The organism is Phenylobacterium sp. FG114 (assembly GCF_057809855.1).
Map to the genome: position 1 here is coordinate 400,988 of NZ_JBMDKU010000001.1, position 23,084 is coordinate 424,071.

The 23,084-nt window shown below is 68.7% G+C and carries 21 protein-coding genes; 13 read left to right on the forward strand and 8 right to left on the reverse strand.

Going from position 1 to position 23,084, the window contains the following annotated elements:
• Window positions 1–43: 43 nt before the first annotated feature.
• Complete coding sequence (argE, locus tag ACODSY_RS02040) at window positions 44–1,210, reverse strand: acetylornithine deacetylase (protein ID WP_488949958.1); 1,167 nt, start codon at window positions 1,208–1,210, stop codon at window positions 44–46.
• A gap of 90 nt (window positions 1,211–1,300) precedes the next feature.
• Between argE and ACODSY_RS02045 the strand changes: the two genes are divergently transcribed.
• The gene (locus ACODSY_RS02045) at window positions 1,301–1,759 is read left to right on the forward strand and encodes a GNAT family N-acetyltransferase (protein WP_488949959.1); all 459 of its coding nucleotides are present in this window, start codon (window positions 1,301–1,303) and stop codon (window positions 1,757–1,759) included.
• On the opposite strand, the gene bamJ is transcribed toward ACODSY_RS02045, so the two are convergent.
• From bamJ to ACODSY_RS02060, 3 genes are all read right to left on the reverse strand, one after another.
• Entirely contained in the window at window positions 1,756–2,268 is a 513-nt protein-coding gene (gene bamJ / locus ACODSY_RS02050; protein ID WP_488949960.1) for a BamJ family beta-barrel-assembly machinery protein, read from the reverse strand. The genes ACODSY_RS02045 and bamJ overlap by 4 nt on opposite strands.
• Window positions 2,269–2,279: 11 nt before the next feature.
• Window positions 2,280–3,488, reverse strand: a complete 1,209-nt coding sequence (locus ACODSY_RS02055) for a threonine ammonia-lyase (protein WP_488949961.1) — start codon at window positions 3,486–3,488, stop codon at window positions 2,280–2,282.
• A 67-nt stretch (window positions 3,489–3,555) separates the two neighbouring features.
• Window positions 3,556–5,355, reverse strand: coding sequence for an ABC transporter ATP-binding protein (locus tag ACODSY_RS02060; protein ID WP_488949962.1), 1,800 nt, complete (start codon window positions 5,353–5,355; stop codon window positions 3,556–3,558).
• A gap of 69 nt (window positions 5,356–5,424) precedes the next feature.
• Here ACODSY_RS02060 and ACODSY_RS02065 point away from each other — a divergent pair, with 69 nt between their 5' ends.
• From ACODSY_RS02065 to ACODSY_RS02090, 6 genes are all read left to right on the forward strand, one after another.
• Window positions 5,425–5,958 carry a D-glycero-alpha-D-manno-heptose-1,7-bisphosphate 7-phosphatase gene (locus ACODSY_RS02065; RefSeq protein ID WP_488949963.1) on the forward strand — a complete coding sequence of 178 codons (534 nt, stop codon included), beginning with the start codon at window positions 5,425–5,427 and terminating at the stop codon, window positions 5,956–5,958.
• Between the two features lie 94 nt (window positions 5,959–6,052).
• On the forward strand, window positions 6,053–7,879 hold the full coding sequence (locus tag ACODSY_RS02070) for a glycosyltransferase (protein WP_488949964.1): 1,827 nt from the start codon (window positions 6,053–6,055) through the stop codon (window positions 7,877–7,879).
• An 81-nt stretch (window positions 7,880–7,960) separates the two neighbouring features.
• Window positions 7,961–8,704: an FkbM family methyltransferase gene (locus ACODSY_RS02075; RefSeq protein WP_488949965.1), complete on the forward strand. Its 744-nt coding sequence runs from the start codon at window positions 7,961–7,963 to the stop codon at window positions 8,702–8,704.
• A gap of 96 nt (window positions 8,705–8,800) precedes the next feature.
• Window positions 8,801–9,955: a Gfo/Idh/MocA family protein gene (locus tag ACODSY_RS02080; protein ID WP_488949966.1), complete on the forward strand. Its 1,155-nt coding sequence runs from the start codon at window positions 8,801–8,803 to the stop codon at window positions 9,953–9,955.
• Between the two features lie 13 nt (window positions 9,956–9,968).
• Entirely contained in the window at window positions 9,969–11,042 is a 1,074-nt protein-coding gene (locus tag ACODSY_RS02085; protein ID WP_488949967.1) for an FkbM family methyltransferase, read from the forward strand.
• Window positions 11,043–11,108: 66 nt separating this feature from the next.
• Window positions 11,109–12,278 (forward strand): ATP-grasp domain-containing protein, encoded by a 1,170-nt coding sequence (locus ACODSY_RS02090; RefSeq protein ID WP_488949968.1) that lies wholly within the window; start codon window positions 11,109–11,111, stop codon window positions 12,276–12,278.
• A 6-nt stretch (window positions 12,279–12,284) separates the two neighbouring features.
• Here the strand turns inward: ACODSY_RS02090 and rffA are convergent, their stop codons facing one another.
• Genes rffA through ACODSY_RS02105 form a run of 3 tightly spaced genes read right to left on the reverse strand, consistent with a single transcriptional unit; the run spans window position 12,285 to window position 16,126 of the window.
• Window positions 12,285–13,448, reverse strand: a complete 1,164-nt coding sequence (rffA, locus tag ACODSY_RS02095) for a dTDP-4-amino-4,6-dideoxygalactose transaminase (RefSeq protein WP_488949969.1) — start codon at window positions 13,446–13,448, stop codon at window positions 12,285–12,287.
• Window positions 13,449–13,491: 43 nt separating this feature from the next.
• Window positions 13,492–15,114, reverse strand: a complete 1,623-nt coding sequence (locus ACODSY_RS02100) for a cisplatin damage response ATP-dependent DNA ligase (protein WP_488949970.1) — start codon at window positions 15,112–15,114, stop codon at window positions 13,492–13,494.
• A gap of 1 nt (window position 15,115) precedes the next feature.
• Complete coding sequence (locus ACODSY_RS02105) at window positions 15,116–16,126, reverse strand: ligase-associated DNA damage response exonuclease (protein WP_488949971.1); 1,011 nt, start codon at window positions 16,124–16,126, stop codon at window positions 15,116–15,118.
• 75 nt (window positions 16,127–16,201) lie between these two features.
• On the opposite strand from ACODSY_RS02105, the gene ACODSY_RS02110 reads away from it, so the two are divergent.
• The 6 genes from ACODSY_RS02110 to ACODSY_RS02135 all read left to right on the forward strand — a co-directional run bounded on the left by ACODSY_RS02110 (window position 16,202) and on the right by ACODSY_RS02135 (window position 21,386).
• Window positions 16,202–16,642: a PaaI family thioesterase gene (locus ACODSY_RS02110; RefSeq protein WP_488949972.1), complete on the forward strand. Its 441-nt coding sequence runs from the start codon at window positions 16,202–16,204 to the stop codon at window positions 16,640–16,642.
• Between the two features lie 4 nt (window positions 16,643–16,646).
• Window positions 16,647–17,066, forward strand: coding sequence for a PaaI family thioesterase (locus tag ACODSY_RS02115; RefSeq protein ID WP_488949973.1), 420 nt, complete (start codon window positions 16,647–16,649; stop codon window positions 17,064–17,066).
• Between the two features lie 187 nt (window positions 17,067–17,253).
• Window positions 17,254–18,264, forward strand: coding sequence for a type I glyceraldehyde-3-phosphate dehydrogenase (gap, locus tag ACODSY_RS02120; protein ID WP_488949974.1), 1,011 nt, complete (start codon window positions 17,254–17,256; stop codon window positions 18,262–18,264).
• 201 nt (window positions 18,265–18,465) lie between these two features.
• On the forward strand, window positions 18,466–19,659 hold the full coding sequence (locus ACODSY_RS02125) for a phosphoglycerate kinase (RefSeq protein WP_488949975.1): 1,194 nt from the start codon (window positions 18,466–18,468) through the stop codon (window positions 19,657–19,659).
• A 21-nt stretch (window positions 19,660–19,680) separates the two neighbouring features.
• Entirely contained in the window at window positions 19,681–20,766 is a 1,086-nt protein-coding gene (fba, locus tag ACODSY_RS02130) for a class II fructose-bisphosphate aldolase (RefSeq protein WP_488949976.1), read from the forward strand.
• Between the two features lie 83 nt (window positions 20,767–20,849).
• Complete coding sequence (locus ACODSY_RS02135) at window positions 20,850–21,386, forward strand: 2'-5' RNA ligase family protein (protein WP_488949977.1); 537 nt, start codon at window positions 20,850–20,852, stop codon at window positions 21,384–21,386.
• Window positions 21,387–21,389: 3 nt separating this feature from the next.
• Here the strand turns inward: ACODSY_RS02135 and ACODSY_RS02140 are convergent, their stop codons facing one another.
• Window positions 21,390–23,054 (reverse strand): MFS transporter, encoded by a 1,665-nt coding sequence (locus ACODSY_RS02140; protein WP_488949978.1) that lies wholly within the window; start codon window positions 23,052–23,054, stop codon window positions 21,390–21,392.
• Window positions 23,055–23,084 lie beyond the last annotated feature (30 nt).

A 23,084-nucleotide genomic window follows, 5' to 3' on the forward strand; every position in this document is an offset into this window, starting at 1 on the left:
CTGGGGGAGGTCCACAAGGGGGAGGGGGTTTCCGTCGCGGGGTCTAGCCCTCCGCCGCCCACTCGATGAGCCGCCGCATGAAGAGCGCGCCGCGCTGCATCTGGGCGATCTCGACGAACTCATCCGGCTGGTGGGCCTGGTCGATCGAGCCGGGGCCGCAGATCACCGTGGAGAACCCGGCCTGCTGGAACTGGCCGGCCTCGGCGGCGAAGGCGACGACGCGGGGCGGGCCGTTGTCGCCGGCCATGCGGCGGGCGAAGGCCTCGGCCGCGCCGTCGGCCTCGGGCATGAAGGGCGGGACGTCGGTCTTCAGCTCGACCAGGACACCGGCCTCGGGCGCGCGGGCCTTGAGCGCGGCGTCCATCGCGGCGCATTCGGCCAGGAACGGCGCGACGATCTCCTTCGGCGTGCGCGGGCCCGGCGAGCGGACGTCGAACACGAAGACGCATTGGCGGGCGATGATGTTGTGCGCGGTGCCGCCGTTGACCTGGCCGATGGTCAGGGTCGGGCCCTTGGGCGTGAACGGCGAGGCGGGATCGGCCTCGTCCCACAGCCGCGCGGACAGCGCGTTCAGCGAGCCCATCAGCTTCACGGCCTCCATCACCGCCGACACACCCAGGTGCGGCTGGCTGGAGTGGCACTCGCGGCCGGTGACGGTGACGTGGAAGGTTGCGATGCCCTTGTGGCCGTTCACCGCCTCCATGTTGGTGGGCTCGCCCACGACCACGACGGCCGGGGCCGGCAGTTCGCGGCGGATCACGTCGATCATGCTGGGGGCGCCCAGGCAGCCGATCTCCTCGTCGTAGGAGAAGGCGAGATGGACGGGCCTGCGGGCGGACCTGCTCAGCTCGGGCGCGGCGGCGAGCGCCAGGGCCAGGAACCCCTTCATGTCGCAGGTCCCGCGGCCGTAGAGGCGCTCACCCTTCCGCGTCAGCTCGAACGGATTGCTGGTCCAGGGCTGGCCGTCCACCGGCACGACGTCGGTGTGGCCGGAAAGCACCGCGCCGCCCTCGACGGGGGGGCCGATGGTGGCCAGGAGGTTGCTCTTGGATCCGTCGGCGTTCGGCACCCGGCGATGCGGCACGGCCAGGCCGTCGAGATAGCCCTCGACCCACTCGATCAGCTCGAGGTTGGAACCGCGTGAGGTGGTGTCGAAGCTCACCAGCTTGGCCAGCAGGTCGCGGGCGGCGGGATACAGGTCGGCGCTCATCGCCTAGGCATAGCCTTCCGCCCGGTCGCCCACAAAGGAAAGGCGATGCGTGCTAGGAGCCGGAGGACGGACGCGCAGGGAGGTGGCGGAATGAGCATCGGGATGCGCAAGGCGCGCCGGGACGACGTGGCCGCCATCGTGGCCCTGCTGGCGGACGATGCGATGGGCGGCGCCCGCGAGCGGGTCTCCGATCCGCCGGCTGACGCCTACCTGAAGGCGTTCGACCGGATCGACGCCGAGCCGCGCGTGCTGCTCGCGGTGGCGGAGGACGAGGCCGGCGCGGTGGTCGGAACGCTGCAGCTCAGTTTCATCCCGGGGCTGTCGAACCAGGGGGGCGAGCTCGCGCTGCTGTCGGCGGTCCGCATCGCCGGGGGGCGGCGCGGCCAGGGCCTGGGCGGCGAGATGATGGCCTGGGCGCTGGACGAGGCGCGGCGGCGAGGCTGCGGCATCATCGAGCTTCTGACGCACAACAGCCGGGTCGACGCGCAACGGTTCTATGGGCGCCTCGGCTTCACGCCCAGCCACGTGGGCATGCGTCGTCGTCTCTAGCCCTGCTGGATCCGCCCGGGTGCGGCCAGGACATCGATCAGTTCGATCTTGAAGATCAGCGGCGATCCGGGTGGGATCTGGCCGGCGGACTCGTTGCCGTAGCCCAGGTTGGACGGCACGTAGAGGATCCATTCGTCGCCCGGCCGCATGAGCTGCAGCGCTTCCTGCCAGCCCGGGATGAGCCCGCCCAAGGGCATGGCGGCCGGCTGGCCGCGCTCATAGCTGGAATCGAAGACCGTGCCGTCCTCCAGCTTGCCCTCGTAGTGAACCTTCACCTCGTCGGCGATCTTCGGCTTCAGGCCGGTCGCCGGGCCTGAGCGCACGATCTTATAGGCCAGGCCCGAGGGCAGGACCTTCACGCCCTCCTCCTTGGCGGCCTTCGCCATGAACGCCTTGCTCTGGGCCGACTGTTCGACCGGCGCGCCCGGAGCGGCGGCCTCCTTGCCGGCCTTTGGCTGGCACGCGCCGAGCGCCAGGGCGGCGGCCAGCAGGATCAGGGTGCGCTTCATGGATCCGGTCCTCAGACGACGCGCGGCGGGTAGCCGCGTTCTCGCAGGGCGTCCATCACCTCCTTGGTGTGCTGGGCGTCGCGGGTCTCGATCATGACGTCAAACTCGGCGCCCTTGGCCGGCACGTCGAGCGCCAGACGGTTGTGCGCCACTTCGATGATGTTGGCGCCCATCTGGCCGATGATCGCCGAGACGTTGGCCAGCAGGCCCGGCCGGTCGTCGCCGATGATCCGCAGGGAAACGATGCGGCTCTCGCGCACCAACTCGCGCGTCAGCACCGAGGCCAGCAGGCGGGTGTCGATGTTGCCGCCGGTGATCACCAGACCGCAGGTCTTGCCGCGGAAGCGCTCGGGATAGGCCAGCAGCCCCGCCAGCGAGGCGGCTCCGGCGCCCTCGGCCACCGTCTTTTCGACGTTCGTGTAGAGGGCGATGCCGCGCTCGAAATAGGGCTCCTCGATCAGCAGCACCTCGTCGATCAGCGGACGGGCGATGGCGTAGGTATGCTCGCCCACCTCCCTTACCGCGATGCCCTCGGCGATGGTGGAGGTCCCGTTGGCCTGGGCGGTGCGGACGCCGCGCATCTTGGCGGTGAACGAGGGAAACATCGCCGGCTCCAGGCCCACGATGCCGATGTCCTTCTTGATGTGCTTGGCCGCGGTCGCCATGCCGGCGATCAGGCCGCCGCCGCCGATCGGGATCGGCAGCATCTCGAGGTCGGGCACGTCCTCCAGCATCTCCAGCGCCACCGTGCCCTGGCCGGCGATGACGTCGAGATCGTCGAAGGGGTGCACGAAGGTCAGCTCGCGCTCGTCGCAGAGCCGACGCGCCACCGCCGAGGCGTCGTCATAGCCGTCGCCCTCGATCACCACCTCGGCGCCGTGGTTGCGGGTCTGCTGCACCTTCACGAAGGGCGTGCCCTTGGGCATGACGATGGTGACGGGGATCCCGAGGCGGGCGGCGTGGTAGGCCAGGCCCTGGGCGTGGTTGCCGGCCGAGGCGGCGATCACGCCCCGCGAGCGGACGTTCTCGCCCAGCTGCAGCAGCTTGTTCAGCGCGCCGCGCTCCTTGTAGGCGGCCGTGAACTGCAGGTTCTCGAACTTCACCCAGACCTTGGCGCCGGTGATCTCGCTGAGCGTGCGGGAGAAGCGGCAGGGGGTGCGCTCGATATGACCCTTCAGCCGCTCTTGCGCGGCAAGGATGTCGTCGAAGGCGAGGGTCATGGGCGCGGCCGGCTGTTCGGAAAGGCGCGCAACCTAACGACCACGGGGCTTTGCTGCAACGCAGCGGCTAGTCGGCGTCGAACTCGGCCACCAAGTGGCCCGGCGCGACCTCGCGCAGTTCGGGCGGGCGGCCGCTGTTCAGCTTGGACGGTGCGAAGCGGAACGCGGCGCCCGGATCCATCGGGCTAGGGGGCTCGCCGACCAGTTTCAGGCGCTGGCGGGTGCGCTCGACGTCGGGGTCCGGGATCGGCGCGGCCGAGAGCAGGGCCTTGGTGTAGGGATGCTGCGGCGCCCGCCAGATGCGGTCTCGGTCGGCCAGCTCCATGACGCGGCCCAGGTAGAGCACCAGCACGCGGTGGCTGATCTCGCGCACCACGGCCAGGTCGTGGCTGATGAAGATCATCGCCAGGCCCATCTCGCGCTGGAGCTGGATCAGCAGGTCGATGATCTGGGCGCGGACGCCGACATCCAGAGCCGACACCGCCTCGTCGCAGATCACCAGGCGAGGCTTCAGAATCATGGCGCGAGCGATGCCGACGCGCTGGTTCTGGCCGCCGCTCAGCTCGTGCGGATAGCGGTTGATCAGGGCCGGATCGAGCTCGACGCGGGCCATCATCGCCCGGACCTCGGCTTCGCGCGCGGCCCCGTCCAGGTCGGGACGGAAGACGGTGAGCGGCTCGGCGATGGACGTGCCGATGGTCATGCGCGGGTCGAGGCTGGCCAGCGGGTCCTGGAAGACGATCTGCAGGTCCTTGCGGGCGGCCCGCATCGCCTCGCGGTCGGCGTGGGTGATGTCGCGGCCCATCAGGGTGACCACGCCGCCGGTGGCTGGCAGCAGGTTCAGCACGGCCCGCGCCAGGGTCGATTTGCCCGAGCCGCTTTCGCCCACGATGCCCAGGGTCTCGCCCTCGCGCACCGTGAACGAGACGCCGTCGACGGCGCGCAGGGTGCGCGGCGCGCCGAACAGGCCGTCGCGGATCGGGAAATGGACCTTCACGTCGCGCCCCTCGGCCACCACCGGCGCTTCGGCGGGCGCGGGCGCGATCTCTGGCCGCCCGCCCCGGTCGGCGCGGTCCAGCCGCGGGATCGCCGCCAGCAGGGCGCGGGTGTAGTCGTCCTTCGGCGCGTGGAAGATGTCGGCGGCCGGCCCCGCCTCGACGTAGGCGCCCGCCCTCATCACGCAGACCCGGTCGGCCAGCCGGGCGATCACGCCCATGTCGTGGGTGATCAGAACCAGCGCCGTGCCGGTGGCCCGCTGCAGCTCGGCCATCAGGTCGAGGATCTCCGCCTGGACCGTGACGTCCAGCGCCGTGGTGGGCTCGTCGGCGATCAGCAGCTCGGGCCCAGGCGCCATGGCCGCGGCGATCATCACCCGCTGGCGCATGCCGCCCGACAGCTCGTGCGGATACTGGCGCATCCGCCGCGTCGCGTCGGGGATGCGCACCCGGCCCAGCCATTCCAGCGCTCGCGCCCGGGCGTCGGCGTCGGAAAGGCCGAGGTGCAGCCGCAGGGGCTCGGCGATCTGCTCGCCGATCCGCACGTGGGGCGTCAGCGCGGTCAGCGGGTCCTGGAAGATCATGGTCATCTTCGAGCCGCGCACCCGGTTCAACTCGCGCGGCTTCAGGTCGAGCAGCTCCTGGCCATGCAGCTTCACCGAACCCGACGCCCGGCCGTTGCGGGCCAGCAGGCCCATGGCGGCCATGAAGGTCTGGCTCTTGCCCGAGCCGCTCTCGCCGACCACGCCCAGGGTCTCGCCCCGCGCCACGGCCAGCGACACCCCTCGTACCGCCGGGACGACGCCGTCGTGGGTGTCGAAGTCGACGCGCAGGTCGTCGATCGTCAGGACGTCGGCCAAATCGCGCCTCATGGAGGGAACCCATGAGACCCTAAGGCTGGAATCAGGCTTTTTGGAACCCGTCCGCCCTCCCGAGACGGTATGATCGTTCCCGTGCCCGCTCCGACAGCCAAGCCCGCCCTGTTCCTCGATCGCGACGGCGTGCTCAACGAGGACAAGGGTTATGTTCACCGCTGGGAGGATTTCCACTGGATCCCTGGCGCGCGGGAGACGGTGGCGGCGTTCAACGCGGCGGGCTGGCTGGTGATCGTGGTGACGAACCAGTCGGGCGTGGGCCGCGGGTACTATGCCGAGGACGACGTCCACGCGCTGCATGCGCGCATGCGGCAGGACCTGGCCGAGGCCGGCGCTCACATCGACGCCTTCTACCATGCGCCCCAGCACCCCGACGCGCCGGTGGAGGCCTACCGCCACCCCGACCCACCGCTGCGCAAGCCCAACCCAGGCATGATCCTGCAGGCGCTGCAGGATTGGCCCATCGATCCCGAGGCCTCGCTGCTGATCGGCGACAAGCCGTCCGACCTGGAGGCGGCGCTGCGGGCCGGGATCCGCGGTGTGCTGTTCGAGGGCGGGGACCTGAAGGCGTTCCTGGCCAAGGAAGACCTGCTGCCGTGAAGCCGTCGCGCCCGGCGACGGGTGATTCCGGCGATCGATCCATGCCATAGACCTGCAACGAAGCGCCGACGAAATCAGGGACCTCAGCCACCCCATGGCCGACTTGCCAGCCTCCGTCACGCCAGGTGAGGCGAGCCCGGACCCTTCACCGCAGGATGCGATCCAACGCGCCTGGAAACTCCTGGAGCAGAGGCAGCCATCCTCGGAGGCCGCGGCTCTCGTGGCGCACATCGGGGCCGGCCATCCGCTCTTTCCGCAGGCGCAGCATGTGCGCGGAGTCTGCGCGCTCCGGCAGGACCAAGGCGAACAGGCGAAGGCTCTGCTCGTGGACGCGATCCGGCAAGGCGACAGCAGCACCAACGTCTGGCTGAACCTGACAGCGACCGCGACGACTATCGGCCTGCCGGATGACATCGTGTCGATGATCCTCGACTTGATGAAGCGGATCGCGCCGCACCAGTTGGCGGCCTTTGCGGTGCAGGTGCTGCGCGCGGCGGGCTTCGGCACGAAGGAGCGGAGCGCGCGCAAGGACGCCGCCTTCCTCAAGATCGCGCTCCCGGTCCTGTCGATACTGCTCGACCGCCGCGAGATGGACGGCGCGATGGCCGCCGAGTCGGTGCTGTACGAGGGCTACGTCAAATCGACCGAGACCGAGGCGCACTTCGCGTTTTGCATGGAGCGGATCGCGCCTCTGTTCACCCGGGCGGCCCACGCGTGGCGCGACGAGCTGCCGGCCCTCCCGCAGCCCTCGCTGGAGGCGCCGTACAAGGTCGGGTTCTTCATCCACAACGCCTCGATGCTGGCCCACATCGAGGTGCTGCTGAACACGCTGAAGGGCTATCGGATGCTGGACGAGCAGCCGTTCGAGCCCACGGTGTACTGCTTTGGCGGCAAGAGCCCGCCGATGGAGCAGGCGCTGGCGGCCTTGGGCGTCCGCCTGGTGATGCTGAACGAGCTGTTCCCCGAGACGCAGACCTCTCCGTGGACGCGCATCCTTCGCCTGCGCGAAATGGTGGCGAAGGATGGCGTCCAGGAGCTCGTGTGGGTGAGCCTGGTCACCATGCTGCCGCTCGCTTTTGGCCTCCGCATCGCGCCGGTTCAGACCTGGCTGGCGATGAAGTACCGGAACTTCTCGAACCCGGACATCGACGGGTACGTCACCGGCAGCGCGCTGACCCACTACGGAACGCTGCGCGGGCGGCGCTGGCGGATGGGCCAGATGGGCGCCGATGACTGGTACGATCCGGGGTTCGAGGCCGAGGCGGCGGAGCTGCGGGCCGCGCTGGGCGGATCGATCGTGCTCATGACCCTGGCGCGAACCGAAAAGATGCGTGACCCGGCGTATCTCAGCGCCATGTCGGCGGTGCTGACGGCCCACCCGGAGGCGATCTTCCTGTGGGCGGGTCGCGAGAAGGATCCCAAGGTCGTTCAGGCGTTCGAGGCAGCGGGCGTCGCGGACCGGGCGCACTTCATCGGTTGGGTCAATACGCGGCTCTACGCGCAGGTCGCCGACATCTTCCTGGACACGTTCCCCTTCCCCTGCGGATTCACGCTGTATCAGGCGATGGCCGCGGCCAAGCCAGTGGTGATCTATGACTCTCCCGAGGCCGAGCAGACGGGCCTGTGGGCGTTCCTGAAGCCGCTGACCGAGGGCGACGACGGCGCGGCCGAGGAGCGCGCCGAGCTGCGTGCGATCATGGGAAGTGATGCAGAGCCGCTGATCTCGGTTGCCCGGACGCCGGAGCAATACCTCGCGATGGCCGGTCGCCTGATCGACGATCCCGACGCACGTGCGGCCGCCGGCCTTGCCTCGAAGGCCTTCATCGCCCGCTATTTTTCCGATCCGCAGGTCCTGGGCCAGTCGATGGCGCAGCACTTCGTGGAACTCATAGAGGAACGGCGCGAGGCGGGCCGGGCTTGATACGCCCCGCAGGCGCCGTATTCGTACGCCGCGCTCCGTCGCCAACCGACCCATCCGCCGAACGAGTTCCGGAAACGACATATGTTCAAAGCGAGAATTGTGGACGGGCTGTACCTCGATGTCCCCGACAGCCTGGAGAAGATCTTTTCCGATTTCGAACCGCTGACGACCGCTACGATCGTCGAGAACCTCAAGGCCGGCGACGTCTTCCTCGATATCGGCGCGAACTTCGGCTTCTTCTCGGTGCTGGCGGCGTCGATCGTGGGGCCCACGGGACGGGTCTATTCGGTGGAGGCCTCGCCGTCGGTCGTCCCCATCCTGGCGGCCAACACCGCACGCTTCCCGAACGTGACCATCATCGAGTCGGCGGCGGGCGACAGGACGGGCGAGACCGAATTTTTCCTGACCGAGGATTTCGTCAACTCAGGCGTCGCGCCGAGCCCCTTCATCGCGGAGACCCGGAAGATCTCGGCGCCGATCGACCGGCTCGACAATCTGCTGGCGCGGGAACCGTCCTTCGACGGGCGCATCGATTTCGTGAAATGCGACGTTCAGGGCGACGAGGTCCCGGTGCTGGAGGGGCTTCGAAAGACGATCGCAGCCAATGCGCCGATGCGGCTCATCACCGAATGGGCGCCGGCGTGGATGCGCAATGCGGGCTTCGACGCGCGCGAGTTTCCGACGTTCCTGCGCAGTCTCGGATTCAGCGAGGTGGTCGTCGTGGACGACTACCTCAAGACGCGGATGTCGATCTCCGAGATGGAACAGCAGTTCCGCGACGACACGAGCGGCAAGCGGTTCTGCAACGTGCTCGCGTCCAAGTAGACGCCGCGCCCAACACGCCCGGTTCGATCCGCGGCCCTTTAAGCGGACAGGATTTCCTGCTCCAAGGACCCAACAAACCCACGTACTGAGACCTGAATGAATCGCAAGACGCTATCGCTGGGCTTTATTGGGGGTGGCTGGAACTCCGCCGTGGGGACGACGCACTTCATCGCGTCCCGCATGGATGGCCTGTTCTCCGTGGACGCGGGCGTCTTCAGCCGTCGCGCCGAGGTCAACGAGCAGACGGCGAGCCGGTGGGACATCGACGAGGCGCGCACCTACGGCGCCGCAAGCGAACTGCTGGAGCGCGAGGCCGGCAAGCTCGACGCCGTGGTGGTGCTCGTGCCGACACCGGACCACACCGAGCTGGTGCTGGAGGCGCTGAGCAAGGGTTTCGCGGTGATCTGCGAGAAGGCGCTGGCGGGCACCACCACCGAAGCGATCCGTATCGCCGAGGCCGTGAAGGCTTCGGACGGTTTCCTGGCCGTCACCTACAACTACACCGGCTATCCGATGGTGCGGGAGCTGCGCCGGATGGTCCAGGAGGGCCGGCTGGGCCGGATCACGCAGGTGCACGTTGAGATGCCCCAGGAGGGGTTCACCCGCCTCGGTCCGGGCGGCGAGCCCGCGTCGCCCCAGGCGTGGCGCCTCCAGGACGGCCCGATACCGACCATCTCGCTGGATCTCGGGGTGCACCTCCATCACCTGGTGCAGTTCCTGACAGGCGGTCACGCCGTCGAGGTCGTGGCGATGCAAAGCAGCCACGGCAATTTTCCGGGCATCATCGACAATGTCATGTGCATGGCCCGCTATTCCGACGGCGTGGACGGCTCGTTCTGGTTCAGCAAGTCGGCGTTGGGGCACCGCAACGGCCTGCGCCTACGCGTATACGGCTCCAACGGCGCCGCGGAGTGGTTCCAGATGGAGCCCGAGGAGCTGCGGCTGCACAACGTGCACGGCGAGCTGTCGGCGATCGACCGCGCCAGCGTCGAGGCGCGACTGGCCGCCGAGGGCAGATACACCCGCTTCAAGGTGGGGCATCCGGCCGGGTTCATCGAGGCCTTCGCCAATCTGTACGACGACATCGGGATGAGCCTGTTGGCGCGGAGCGAGGGGCGCCCCTCGACTTCCGACTTCGTCTTTGGCGCCACGGATGCGGTACAGGGTCTGCTCGCGCTCGAGGCCATGGCGACCTCCGCCAGGACGCGGGCCTGGACGCCCGTCCCGGCGCTCGCCGGGGCCGTGGACTGATCGGGAACGGCAGATGGATATCCTCAACGTCGAGACGCTGTCGGCGGAGCGCGCCAAATGGTTCTGCCGCGAGTTCATGGCCGGCGGGCGGCCGCGGTTCGTGCTCGGCCGGAACAAGTACGCGGTCAGCGTCGCTCGCCAGGTTCCGCTCGACGGGTTCGTGGACGACTTCGCGGCCGACACCGAATTCCTGGGCAAGCCAATCGTCAAGCTGGACGCACTGCCGGGTGACGCGCTGGTCCTGAACTGCGTCCCGGTCGGCCGGCCCATCACCGCGCAACGCCGGATCGACACGTTCGGCTACGACCAGCTCGACTACTACGCGTTCCTCCGCGAGTCCGGGCTGGCGCTCGAACCGATCGACTACTGGGTCGGCTTCACCGAGCATTTCCAGAGCGACAAGGCCCGGTACGACGACCTCTTCGCGCGGCTCGCCGATCCCTTTTCGCGGGAGGTGCTCTCGCGGCTGATCCGTTTCCGGCTGACGTACGACCTGGACGCCATGCGGCCGTTCTCCGACACCCAGGCGCGGCAGTACTTCGAGAATTTCATCGCCTACAGCGACCAGGAGATCTTCGCGGACATCGGGGCCTACGACGGCATCACCTCGCATGCGTTCGCGGGGCGGCGCCCGGACTACAAGGGCATCTACGTCTTCGAGCCCAACGAGCAGAACCTTGCCGTGGCGCGCCGGAGGCTGGGCGATGACCCGCGCGTCCATTTTGTCGCCGCGGCGGTCGGCGCCAGCGAGGGGACGGCCAGCTTCAACCCCGCCGGATCGAGCTCGCGGGTGACCGAGGGCGGGTCGGTGACCGTGAAGATCGAGCCCCTCGACAAGTATCGGGACGTGCCCTTCACGTTCCTAAAGATGGATATCGAGGGCGCGGAGTCGTCGGCGATCGCGGGCGCTCGCGGCGTCATTGAGGCGCACCACCCGCGGATGGCGATCAGCGTCTACCACAACCCCGGAGACATGGTGGACATCCCCCGGCAAGTGCTTGAAATCCGAGACGATTATGAACTCCGCCTGCGACACTACACCGAGGGCTTCACCGAGACCGTGATGTATTTCCTCCCTCGGAAGTAGGACGGATTTCGGCTAGGCAGCGCGCCACCCATTCGAGGATCCGACGTGAGCGCCCAGAGGCGAAGAATGCTGTTGGCGGGTGGCGGCCACGCCGACATCCCGATGATCAAGGCGGCGCAGGCCTTGGGCTACCACGTCATCACGAGCGGCAACCGCCCGCAGGACCTGGGGCACGCCCACGCCGACGAGACCTGCCTGGAGGACTTCTCGGACAAGGCGGCGATCCTGGCGCTGGCGAAACGGCTGGAGGTCGATGCCCTGTGCGCAAGCTGCAACGACTTCTCGGCGCTCTCCTGCGCCTGGGCGGCCGAGGCGCTCGGCCTGCCCGGCCACGACCCGTATGACGTCGCCTGCACGCTGCATCACAAGGACCTGTACCGCGCCTTCGCGATGGCGAACGGCGTCGCGACGCCGCGCGCACAGGGGTGCGCCTCCATCGCCGAGGCAAGGCAGGCCGCCTCCGACCTCACTTTCCCGCTGATCGTGAAGCCGGTGGACCTGACAGGCGGCAAGGGCATCTCGGTGGCCCGCGACCGCGCGGCCCTGGACGCGGCGCTGGACAAGGCGTTTTCGGCGACCCGCGCCGGACGGATCGTGCTGGAGGAATTCATCGAGGGTAGCCGGCACGGCTTCACCTGCATGCTGACGCGCGGTCGGGTCGCCTTCCACTTCCAGGACAACGAGCACTACTTCCTGAACCCCTACATGGTGTCGGCGGCGTCGACTCCGGCCCAGGTTCCCGACGAGACCGCGCGGGACCTGATCGCCACGACCGAGCACATCGCCGGTCTGCTGCGGCTCGTGGATGGCATCGTCCACATCCAGTACATCCTGCATGCGGGCCGCCCGGTGATCATCGAGATCTGCCGCCGGCCGCCCGGCGACCTGTATGTCAGCCTCGTGCAGCACGCGACGGGCGTGGACTATCCGTCGCTGATCGTGCGCGCCGCATGCGGGCTCGACCTGGGCGAGGTGAGCCAGCGCGAGCCGGCGGGCCATTTCCTCCGGCACTGCATCATGAGCCGCGAGACGGGCACGATCACGGGGCTGACGATCGACCCCGCGGTCGAGCCCAAGATCATCGACAGCATGCTCTGGTGGAAGCCGGGCGAAGTGATCGAGGACGTGCTGACGCACAAGCTGGGCATCCTGTTCCTCCGCTTCGAGAGCCGGGACGAGATGCTCGGGATGAGCGAACGCATGCAGGACCTGGTGCGGCCGCAGCTCGCGCCGTGACGGGCGTCAGCCGATCGCCGCGCGCACCGCGTCGATCACCCGCGAGACCTGTTCGTCGGTCATTTCGGACCAGAGCGGCAGGCGCATGAGGCCGTCGCCCGCGGCGTCGGTGTTGGTCATCTCGCCCACGTACCGGCCGTAGCGCCGCCCCGCCGGCGCCGAGTGCAGCGGAACGTAGTGCGAGGTGCCCTGAACGCCGGCGCGCCGCATGGCCTGCAGCACGGCGGTGCGGCGTTCCACGGACGGGAAGCGCAGGTGGTAGATGTGGGCGTTGTGCTCGCAGTCGGCCGGGATCTGCGGCGTCAGCGCCAGGCCCGCGTCGTGCAGGCCACCCAGGGCCGCGTCGTACTCCGACCACAGCTCGATCCGCCTGCCGGTGATCTCGCGAGAGCGCTCGAGCTGGGCGCAAAGGAAGGCGGCGTTCAGTTCGCTCGGCAGGAACGACGAGCCGACGTCGATCCAGGTGTATTTGTCGATCTCGCCACGGAAGAACGCCGCCCGGTTCGTGCCCTTCTCGCGGATGATCTCGGCGCGGCGGCCCCAGTCCGAGCCCTGGCAGGTGAAGGCGCCGCCCTCCCCGCAGTGGATGTTCTTCGTCTCGTGGAAGCTGAAGGCGCCCATGTCGGCCAGGGCGCCGGCGGCGCGTCCCTTGTAGCGGGCGTGCAATGCCTGGGCGGCGTCCTCGATCACCACCAGGCCCTTCTCCGCGGCGAGCGCCATGATGGGATCCATGTCGCAGGGCACGCCCGCGTAGTGGACCACCATGATCGCCCGCGTGTGCTCCGTCAGGGCCGGGGCGATCAGATTGACGTCGATGTTGAGAGTGTCGGCCCGCACGTCCACGAACACCGGCGTGGCCCCGCGCAGGACGACGGCGTTGGCGGTGGACGAGAACGTGTAGGACGGCATGACCACCTCGTCGCCCTCGCCCAGGTCGGCGAGCAGTGCGGCGAGTTCGAGCGCCGCGGTGCCGGACGGCGTCAGCAACGCGTGCGCCACGCCGAGCGCCTCGCGCAGGTAGCCCTCGGCCGAACGCGTCGCAGAGTTGTCGCCCGCCAACCACCGGCGGTCGATCGCATCCTGGACCGAGGCCAGTTCGTCGCCCGTGCGCAGGGGCCGCACAAAGGGGATGTCGATCTTGGGGGCGAGGGCGATTTCGCTCGAAGTCATCTCGCCTGTCTGGCGCCCGGCCCGCTTCGCCGCAAGCGCCGCCTCATCGGCCCTCCATCTGGATCAGCAGCCGCTCCAGGGCCTCGAGTTCGTCGGCCTCGCCGGGCGGCTTGTCCCAGCGGAGGCGGTTGATGCGGGGGAAGCGCATGGCCACGCCGGACTTGTGGCGCGTCGAGCGCTGAAGGCCCTCGAACGCCACCTCGAACACCAGGCCGTGGCGCGGCTCGGCGCGGACCGAGCGCACCGGTCCGAAGCGCTCGACGGTGTTGTCGCGGACGAACTTGTCGATCTGCAGCAGTTCCTCGTCGGTGAAGCCGAAGTAGGCCTTGCCCACGGGCGTGAGCAGGCGCTGACCGGCGGCGTCCTGCGTCCAGACGCCGAAGGTGTAGTCGGAATAGTAGCTGGAGCGCTTGCCGTGGCCGCGCTGCGCGTACATCAGCACCGCGTCCACGAGGAACGGGTCGCGCTTCCACTTGAACCACGGCCCCTTGGGGCGGCCAGCGACGTACTCGGAATCCCAGCGCTTCAGCATCAGGCCCTCGGCGATCTGCGGATCGCCCTCGGGCGGGCTGGCGCGCAGGTCGGTGAGTTCGGCCCAGGTCGCGAAGGGCTGCATGGGGGAGAGGTCGATGCGCGGGCTGGCCTCCTTCGCCACAAAGGCCTCCAGCCGCTTGCGGCGCTCGGCGAACGGCAGGGACCGGGTGTCCTCGGGGCCGATCTGCAGGATGTCGTAGGCGCGGATCGCCGCCGGGAAGGCCGCCATCAGCTTGGCGTCGACCGTCTTGCGGTTCAGCCGCTGCTGAAGGTCGGCGAAGGGCGCCACCTTGCCGTCGCGGATCACCAAGAGCTCGCCGTCGATCACGCCCTCTTCCTCCAGGGCGTCGAGGACGTCGGGGAAGGTGCGCGAGATGTCGTCGCCGGTGCGCGTGTAGAGCCGGCGCAGGCCGCCCTCGTGCGCCGCCTGCACGCGGATGCCATCCCACTTCCACTCGGCGGCGTAGTCCGCCGGGTCGAGCTTGGCGAAATCGACCGCCTCGTCGATCGCCTGGGCCAGCATCACCGGCCGGAAGCGGGCTGGATGCTCGGCCGACGGCTTCTCAGAGCGTCCCTCCAGCCAGGCAAACAGGTCCTCGTAGGGCGGATGAAGCGCGTGCCACAGCTCCTCGATCTCGGCAGGGTCGACGCCGCCCATCTCGGCGGCGGCGCGCTTGGCCAGGCGGGCGGTCATGCCGACCCGCAGCGCACCGGTCATCAGCTTCAGCAGCGCCCAGCGTTCGCGGGGCTCGCGCATGGCGTCCAGCCAGCCCTCGATCAGCTTCTGCACCTCGCCGCGGCCGGCGGTGCGCAGCGCCTCGATGACCTCGCTGAGCTCGGGCTCGCGGTTGGCGCCCGGCCGCGCGGGCCAGACCAGCGACACGGCTTCGGCCAAGTCGCCGACATAGTCGTAGCTCCACCAGAAGAGCTGTGGGTCCATCCGCGCCTCGACGGCCTTGCGAATGAACGCCGGCTTGGCGGCGTCGAAGGTCAGGTCGCCGGTGAGCGCCGCCAGCGCCCAGCCGCGGTCCGGGTCGGGCGTCTCGCGCAGGTAGTCGCGCACCATCGTCAGCTTGGCGTTCCGCGAAGACGTCAGCGACAACCGGTCGAGGAGTTCGGCGAAGGCGCGCATCCTAGCTGTCCTCGTCGTCCTCGTAGCCGACCAGCGCGAGCGCGCGGGCCGGGATGTCGTGGAGGGTCGCCCAGCGGGCCAGGGCCTCCTCGCGGCCGTGGGTGATCCAGAGTTCGCCGGGGCGCAGTTCGTCGACGGTGGCGGTCAGTTCGTCCCAGTCGGCGTGGTCCGAGATCACCAGGGGCAGTTCGACGCCCTTCTGTTTGGCTCGTGCGCGGATCTGCATCCAGCCTGAGGCGAAGGCGGCCACCGGCTCGGGGAAGCGGCGGCTCCAGCGGTCCTGCATCGCCGAGGGCGGGGCGACGATGACCTGTTCCGCGAAATCGGCTTTCTTGGCCGTGGTGGCGGGCGCCAGCGGGCCGAGGTCGATCCCGTGTCGCTCGTAGAGGGCGTTAAGCCGCTCCAGCGCGCCGTGCACGTAGATAGTCTGGTCCCAGCCGGCCTCGCGCAGCAGGCGGATGATCCGCTGCGCCTTACCCAGGGCGTAGGCGCCGACGATGTGGCTGCGCTCAGGGAACTGGGCCACCGAGCGCAGCAGGCGGGCGACCTCCTCGCGGTCGTCGGGGTGGCGGAAGACGGGCAGGCCGAAGGTCGCCTCCGAGATGAAGACGTCGCAGGGAACGGGTTCGAACGGTGGGCAGGTGGGATCGCGGCGGCGCTTGTAGTCGCCGGAAACGACCATGGTCAGGCCCTTCCACCGCACCACCGCCTGGGCCGAGCCTAGGACGTGGCCGGCGGGGACCAGGGTGACTTGCACCGCGTCGCGGTCCACCGACTCGCCGTAGGCTGCGCCCTGCGTCGAGTGCGCGAAGTCCAGACCGTAGCGTTCGCCCATGATGTCCAGGGTCTCGCGCGTCGCCAGCACGGCGCCATGTCCGGCGCGCGCGTGGTCGGAGTGTCCGTGGGTGATCACCGCCCGGGCCACGGGCCGCACAGGATCGATGTAGAAGTCGCCGGGGGCGCAGTAGAGCCCCTCGGGCTTCGGGCAGAGCAGGTCCTGGGGACGGATCATCACTCTTCAATGTAGGGGCGCGGCGAAGGCTCCGCACATTGACTTACCTGCCCGTCAGGTCCCTACCCAGGGGTCATGTCCGACTTCAATACCGCCCCGCTGCCCGAGCGGATGCTGATGGCGCCCCACGCCGACGCCCTGGGCCTCAAGCTGGTCTCGATCGCGAAGGGTCGCGGCGTGATGTCGGCGCCCTGGCGCGAGGAACTGGTGGGCGATCCCGAGACCGGTGTCATCGCCTCGGGCGTCGTCACGGCGCTGATCGACCACGCCTGCGGGCTGGCCATCAACTCCTCCATGGACGAGATGGCGCCGATCGCCACCCTGGACCTACGGATCGACTACCTGCGCCCGGCCGCCCCCCGGATGGGCGTCACCGCCGAAGCGCACGCCTACCACCTGACCCGCACCGTGGGCTTCGTGCGGGCCGAGGCCTGGGACGTCGAACGCGGCGACCTGGTGGCCACCGCCCAGGCGGCGTTCATGCTCAACACCCGCGCCCAGCCGCTGAAGGCCTGAGCGCATGGAAGACGCAGCGATCCAAGGCCTCGACGGCTTTCTGCAGACCGTGCCCTACGTCCGCTTCCTCGGGATGCGCGTCGAGCTGGCGGGCGACGAGATGACCGCCGTCCTGCCGTTCCGCCAGGGCCTGATCGGCAACCCGATCCTGCCCGCCCTGCACGGCGGGGCGATCGGCGCGTTCATGGAGCTGACGGCGCTGGCCCAGCTCTCGCTCGCGGCGCCGGGGAAACGCGTGCCGAAGACTATCGACATCACCATCGAGTACCTGCGCTCGGGCCGGGCCCAGGACACCTATGCACGCGCGATCCTGCGCAAGGTGGGCCGGCGCGTCGCGAACGTGCAGGTCGAGGCCTGGCAGGACAGCCGCTCGCAGCCGATCGCCGGCCTCACCGGCCACTTCCTCATGCGGAACGAAGACTGACGCGGCGCGCGCCGGCCGGACAAGGCGGGCGACCGCTCCAATTCGGCACATCGCGGTCCGGCGCCGGTCTTGCAGGCCCGCGCCGCAGGGTCAGTCTCTTGCTCTCTCCCAGAGGGCAAGGGGTTGACTTCGCGGGTTCTCACCTGAAGAACCCCGCCACACGAAAAATCTCAAGGAGCTCCGCCCCATGGCTGTCCGCGTCGCCATCAACGGTTTCGGTCGCATCGGCCGCCTGGTCCTGCGTTCGATTGTCGAGCATGGCCGCAAGGACATCCAGGTGGTCGCCATCAACGACCTGGGTCCGGTCGAGACCAACGCCCACCTGCTGCGCTACGACAGCGTGCACGGCCGCTTCCCGGCCGAGGTGAAGGTCGACGGCGACTTCATCGAGGTGGCGGGCCACGGCCGCATCAAGGTCACGGCGATCCGCGACCCGAAGGACCTGCCGCACAAGGACCTGGGCGTCGACATCGCCCTGGAATGCACCGGCATCTTCACCGCCAAGGACAAGGCCCAGGCGCACCTGGACGCCGGCGCCAAGCGAGTGATCATCTCGGCTCCGGGCGACGGCGTCGACAAGACCATCGTCTACGGCGTCAACCACGCGTCGCTGACCAAGGACGACCTGATCATCTCCAACGCCTCGTGCACCACCAACTGCCTCGCGCCGGTGGCCCACGTGCTGCAGGAGCTGTGCGGCATCGAGCGTGGCTACATGACCACGATCCACTCCTACACCGGCGACCAGCCGACCCTGGATACGATGCACAAGGACCTGTACCGCGCCCGCGCCGCGGCCATGTCCATGATCCCGACCTCGACTGGCGCCGCAAAGGCCCTGGGCCTGGTGATCCCGGCCCTGGCCGGCAAGCTGGACGGCTCCTCGATCCGCGTGCCGACCCCGAACGTCTCGGTCGTCGACCTGAAGTTCGTGCCGTCCAAGGCGGTGACTGTCGCCCAGATCAACGAAGCGCTGGAAGCCGCCGCCAACGGCGCGCTGAAGGGCGTGCTGGCGGTGACCAAGGAGCCGCTGGTCTCCATGGACTTCAACCACAACCCCGCCTCGTCGACCGCGGCCCTGCCGCAGACCCAGATCGTGGACGGCGGGCTCTGCCGCGTCCTCAGCTGGTACGACAACGAGTGGGGCTTCTCGACCCGCATGAGCGACACCGCCGTCGCCATGTCGAAGCTGATCTAAAGAGCCTTTGCGCAGGGCCGGCGACATGCAGCCTTCTCCCCTCGCGGGAGAAGGTGGCCGCCGCAGGCGGTTGGATGAGGGGTCGCTCCGCGATTTCCGCCTTGACCACCCTTCGCCCGCCGCGCCGCGGAACCCCTCACCCGTCAGGCTTCGCCTGACACCTTCTCCCGCAAGGGGAGAAGGCTCAGCTGTGTGCGATCCATGACCTTCAAGACCCTCGACGACGCAGACCTGTCCGGCAAGCGCGCCCTCGTCCGCGTGGACTTCAACGTGCCCATGCAAGACGGCGCGGTCAGCGACGACACTCGCCTGAAGGCCGCGCTGCCCACCATCGAGAAGCTGCGCAAGGGCGGGGCCAAGACCATCCTCCTGGCCCACTTCGACCGGCCGAAGGGCAAGCGGGTCCCCGAGATGAGCCTGAAGCCCGTGGTCGGCCCGCTGAGCAAGCTGGTCGGAACGACCGTCGCCTTCGCCGACGACTGCATCGGCGACGACGCCGCCAATGCGGTCGCGGCGATGAAGGACGGCGACGTCCTCCTCCTGGAAAACGTCCGCTACCACGCCGGCGAGGAAAAGAACGACGCCGACTTCGCCAAGGCCCTCGCGGCCAATGGCGACCTCTTCGTCAACGACGCGTTCTCGGCCGCGCACCGGGCCCACGCCTCGACCGAAGGCCTGGCGCGGCTGTTGCCCGCCTACGCCGGAGAGCAGATGCGCAAGGAGCTCGACGCCCTGGACGCGGCGCTGGGCAATCCGCAGCGGCCCGTCCTCGGCATCGTCGGCGGGGCGAAGGTCTCCACCAAGCTGGATCTGCTGAACAATCTGGTCGGCAAGCTGGACTACCTCGCCATCGGCGGCGGCATGGCCAACACGTTCTGCTTCGCGCAAGGCGCCGAGATCGGCGGTTCGCTGTGCGAGAAGGAGATGGCCGACACCGCCCGAGAGATCCTGAAGAAGGCGCAGGCCGCCGGCTGCAAGGTGATCCTGCCCGTCGACGTGGTCGTGGCGAAGGACCTGGCGCCGAACGCCCCCAGCCGCACCGTGACGCTGGCGGACGGCGTCGCCGCCGAAGAGAAGATCTTCGACATCGGCCCGAAGGCGCTGGCCGAGGTGCTGGCGGCCATGGACCAGGCCAAGACCCTGATCTGGAACGGACCCTTCGGCGTGTTCGAGGTGGAACCGTTCGACAAGGCGACGGTTGAGTCCGCGAAGCACGCCGCCCGGCTCGCCACATCCGGCAAGCTGGTGGCTGTGGCCGGCGGGGGTGATACGGTGGCGGCTCTGAACGCGGCCGGCGTCTCGCAGGACTTTACGTTCGTATCGACTGCGGGCGGCGCGTTTCTTGAATGGATGGAAGGGAAGGAGCTGCCCGGCGTCGCGGCGCTCTCCCAATGAGACAGGTGGGGACCTGAAGTTATGGCCAGGATTACGCTTCGACAGCTTTTGGACCACGCGGCCGAGCACGGCTACGGCGTGCCCGCGTTCAACATCAACAACATGGAACAGGCGCTGGCGATCATGGAGGCCGCGGAGGCCACCGACTCGCCGGTGATCATGCAGGCGTCGCGCGGCGCCCGGTCGTATGCCAACGACATCGTGCTGAAGCACCTGATCGACGCCATGGCCGAGATGTACCCGCACATCCCGATCTGCATGCATCAGGACCACGGGAACAACGAGGCCACCTGCGCCACGGCGATCCAGTACGGATTCACCTCGGTGATGATGGACGGCTCGCTGAAGGCCGACGGCAAGACGCCGGCCGACTACGACTACAACGTCAAGGTCACCCGCAACGTCGTGGACATGGCCCACTGGGTCGGCGCCTCGGTCGAGGGCGAGCTGGGCGTGCTGGGTTCGCTGGAAACCGGCATGGGCGAGAAGGAAGACGGCCACGGCTTCGAGGGTAAGCTGGGCCACGATCAGCTGCTGACCGACCCGGACCAGGCCGTCGAGTTCGTGAAGGCCACCGAGGTCGACGCGCTCGCCATCGCCATGGGCACCAGCCACGGCGCCTACAAGTTTACGCGCAAGCCGGACGGCGACGTCCTGGCCATGAACGTGATCGAGGAGATCCACCGCCGCCTGCCCAACACCCACCTGGTGATGCACGGCTCCTCGTCGGTGCCGCAGGATCTGCAGGACCTGATCAACAAGTACGGCGGCGAGATGCCCCAGACCTGGGGCGTGCCGGTGGAAGAGATCCAGCGCGGCATCAAGCACGGCGTGCGCAAGATCAACATCGACACCGACAACCGCATGGCCATCACCGCAGCCATTCGCCAGGTGTTCGTCGAGAAGCCCGGCGAGTTCGACCCGCGCGGCTACCTGAAGCCGGCCAAGGAAGCCATGCGCAAGGTGTGCGTCCAGCGCTTCGAGGAGTTCGGCACCGCCGGCCACGCCTCCAGCATCAAGCCGATCGCGCTCTCGGCCATGGCCAAGCGCTACGCCTCGGGCGAACTGGCCCCGAAGATCGGCCTGACGAAGGTCGCGGCGGAATAGGGCGCTGCGGCGCCGGCCCAGCCGGCGCCGCACGCGATAGGCGAAGCTGAGCCTTTGAGGCACAATCGGCGGTGGAGACGCCGATGGAAACCCTTGAAGTCATCGCCCGGCCCCATTTCGAAAAGGCCGACCTTGCCTGGCTCACCGATATCCGCTCGCGTCGTGCCGGCAGTCGGGGGCCGCCCTATTTCACCCTCGTGTTCCACGGCGCCGACCTGACACCCGCGGCCTTCGCCGAACAGGTGCGCAAGTTGGCCGCCGGCATCCCGCGCATCCGTTTCCGCCTGCGCTCGGCCCTCGTCGCGCCCGAGCCGACCGTCGGCCGGTTCCACGTCTTCCTCATCCCGGACGAGGGCTTCGGCGCGATCCTGAAGCTGTACGACGCCCTCCACGTCGGCGACATCGAGGCGGCCCTACGCTTCGACACGCCCTACCTGCCGCACATCACCGTGGCGACGACCCAGGATTATCCGGCGGCCCGCAAGCTAGCCCAGGCGCTGAACATGGGCGGCATCGATATCCACGGCCATATCGAGGCCCTGGAAGTCGAGCGCCGCTCGGGCGATGTCGTCAAGAAGGTGGCGGATATCCCGCTGGCTAAGCACGGCTGGTTCGGCTGACGCCTAAGCCTCGATCGGATTCCCCTTCATCTCCTTGAGGAACAGGAAGCCGACGACCGCCGTGAAGGCTGCCACCGCGATGGGATACCAGAGGCCGTAGTAGATATTCCCGGTGGCGGCGACCATGGCGAAGGCCGTCGTGGGCAGGAAGCCCCCCAGCCAGCCGTTGCCCAGGTGGTAGGGCAGCGACATCGAGGTGTAGCGGATCCGCGCCGGGAACATCTCCACCAGCGCCGCGGCGATCGGCCCGTAGACCATGGTCACGTAGATCACCAGCAGCCACAGCAGGAAGACCACCATCGGCTTGTTCATCGTGGCCGGGTCGGCCTTGGCAGGATAGCCGGCGGCCTTGAGTTCGGTCGCCAATTTCGCAGTCCAGGCCTTCTTCTGTGCGTCGAACTCGGCCTTCGGCGCGTCTCGCGCGTCCAGGCCGTCGAGCTCCACGCTGCCAATCACGATCCTGGCCTTGTTCGGCGGCAGGTCGATCGGGGGCGTGCCGTTCACGTAGGGCACGCCCGCGTTGGCCAGGGCGCCCTTGGCCACGTCGCAGCCGGTCCTGAAGGTCTGCTTGCCGACCGGATCGAACTGGAAGCTGCAGGCCTGCGGATGGGCGATCACGACGACCGGCGCCCGCGTGGCGGCATGGGCGAGTTCGGGGTTTGCCGCCTCGGTGAGGCCCTTGAAGATCGGGAAATAGGTCAACGCCGCGACGACGCAGCCCACCAGGATCACCGGCTTGCGCCCGATCTTGTCGGACAGCCAGCCGAAGAACACGAAGAACGGCGTGCCCAGCGCCAGGGCGATCGCCACCAGCGTATTGGTCAGCGCGCCATCGACCTTGAGCATCTTCTCCAGGAAGAACAGGGCGTAGAACTGACCCGTGTACCAGACCACCGCCTGGCCGGCGGTCAGGCCCAGAAGCGCCAGGATCACCAGTTTCAGGTTCGACCACTCGCCGAAGCTTTCGGCCAAGGGGCGCTTCGAGGCCTTTCCCTCGTCGACCATCTGCTTGAACACCGGGCTCTCGTTCAGCCGAAGGCGGATCCAGAGCGAGACGCCCAGCAAGAGGATCGAGACCAGGAACGGGATCCGCCAGCCCCATGCCTTGAAGGCGTCTTCGCCGATGTTGGTGCGGACCAGCAGGATGACCACGAGGCTCAGGAACAGGCCGAACGTCGCCGTCGTCTGGATCCAGCTGGTGTAGAGGCCGCGCTTGCCCGGCGGGGCGTGCTCGGCCACGTAGGTGGCGGCGCCGCCGTACTCGCCGCCCAGCGCCAGGCCCTGCACCAGCCGCAGGGTGACCAGCAGGATCGGCGCGGCCACGCCGATGGTCTCGTAGCTGGGAAGCAGGCCCACGACGAAGGTCGACAGGCCCATCAGCAGCATCGTCACGAGGAAGGTGTTCTTCCGGCCCCAGAGGTCGCCTAGCCGCCCGAAGACGATGGCCCCGAACGGCCGCACCGCGAACCCCGCGGCGAAGGCGAGGAGGGCGAAGATGTAACCCGTGACCTCGTTCACGCCCGAGAAGAAGTGCTGGGTGATAAAGCCGGCGAGCGAGCCGTAGAGGTAGAAGTCGTACCACTCGAACACCGTGCCGACCGAGGCCCCCGCGACCACCGTCGCATTGGACCCGACCCGCGCCGGCGACCCCTCTTCAGCCGCAGCCATGCCCGTCTCCCCCCAATCGTTGGCCGGGAC

What these genes read in the sequence shown, in the direction of transcription:
- bamJ (WP_488949960.1), bottom strand. Translation starts at nt 2,268, where the DNA reads ATGAAGCGCACCCTGATCCTGCTGGCCGCCGCCCTGGCGCTCGGCGCG.
- ACODSY_RS02125 (WP_488949975.1), top strand. Translation starts at nt 18,466, where the DNA reads ATGACCTTCAAGACCCTCGACGACGCAGACCTGTCCGGCAAGCGCGCC.
- ACODSY_RS02115 (WP_488949973.1), top strand. Translation starts at nt 16,647, where the DNA reads ATGGAAGACGCAGCGATCCAAGGCCTCGACGGCTTTCTGCAGACCGTG.
- argE (WP_488949958.1), bottom strand. Translation starts at nt 1,210, where the DNA reads ATGAGCGCCGACCTGTATCCCGCCGCCCGCGACCTGCTGGCCAAGCTG.
- ACODSY_RS02045 (WP_488949959.1), top strand. Translation starts at nt 1,301, where the DNA reads ATGAGCATCGGGATGCGCAAGGCGCGCCGGGACGACGTGGCCGCCATC.
- fba (WP_488949976.1), top strand. Translation starts at nt 19,681, where the DNA reads ATGGCCAGGATTACGCTTCGACAGCTTTTGGACCACGCGGCCGAGCAC.
- ACODSY_RS02070 (WP_488949964.1), top strand. Translation starts at nt 6,053, where the DNA reads ATGGCCGACTTGCCAGCCTCCGTCACGCCAGGTGAGGCGAGCCCGGAC.
- ACODSY_RS02110 (WP_488949972.1), top strand. Translation starts at nt 16,202, where the DNA reads ATGTCCGACTTCAATACCGCCCCGCTGCCCGAGCGGATGCTGATGGCG.
- ACODSY_RS02055 (WP_488949961.1), bottom strand. Translation starts at nt 3,488, where the DNA reads ATGACCCTCGCCTTCGACGACATCCTTGCCGCGCAAGAGCGGCTGAAG.
- ACODSY_RS02060 (WP_488949962.1), bottom strand. Translation starts at nt 5,355, where the DNA reads ATGAGGCGCGATTTGGCCGACGTCCTGACGATCGACGACCTGCGCGTC.
- ACODSY_RS02080 (WP_488949966.1), top strand. Translation starts at nt 8,801, where the DNA reads ATGAATCGCAAGACGCTATCGCTGGGCTTTATTGGGGGTGGCTGGAAC.
- ACODSY_RS02075 (WP_488949965.1), top strand. Translation starts at nt 7,961, where the DNA reads ATGTTCAAAGCGAGAATTGTGGACGGGCTGTACCTCGATGTCCCCGAC.
- ACODSY_RS02090 (WP_488949968.1), top strand. Translation starts at nt 11,109, where the DNA reads ATGCTGTTGGCGGGTGGCGGCCACGCCGACATCCCGATGATCAAGGCG.
- gap (WP_488949974.1), top strand. Translation starts at nt 17,254, where the DNA reads ATGGCTGTCCGCGTCGCCATCAACGGTTTCGGTCGCATCGGCCGCCTG.
- ACODSY_RS02135 (WP_488949977.1), top strand. Translation starts at nt 20,850, where the DNA reads ATGGAAACCCTTGAAGTCATCGCCCGGCCCCATTTCGAAAAGGCCGAC.
- ACODSY_RS02065 (WP_488949963.1), top strand. Translation starts at nt 5,425, where the DNA reads ATGATCGTTCCCGTGCCCGCTCCGACAGCCAAGCCCGCCCTGTTCCTC.
- ACODSY_RS02140 (WP_488949978.1), bottom strand. Translation starts at nt 23,054, where the DNA reads ATGGCTGCGGCTGAAGAGGGGTCGCCGGCGCGGGTCGGGTCCAATGCG.
- ACODSY_RS02100 (WP_488949970.1), bottom strand. Translation starts at nt 15,114, where the DNA reads ATGCGCGCCTTCGCCGAACTCCTCGACCGGTTGTCGCTGACGTCTTCG.
- ACODSY_RS02105 (WP_488949971.1), bottom strand. Translation starts at nt 16,126, where the DNA reads ATGATCCGTCCCCAGGACCTGCTCTGCCCGAAGCCCGAGGGGCTCTAC.
- rffA (WP_488949969.1), bottom strand. Translation starts at nt 13,448, where the DNA reads ATGACTTCGAGCGAAATCGCCCTCGCCCCCAAGATCGACATCCCCTTT.
- ACODSY_RS02085 (WP_488949967.1), top strand. Translation starts at nt 9,969, where the DNA reads ATGGATATCCTCAACGTCGAGACGCTGTCGGCGGAGCGCGCCAAATGG.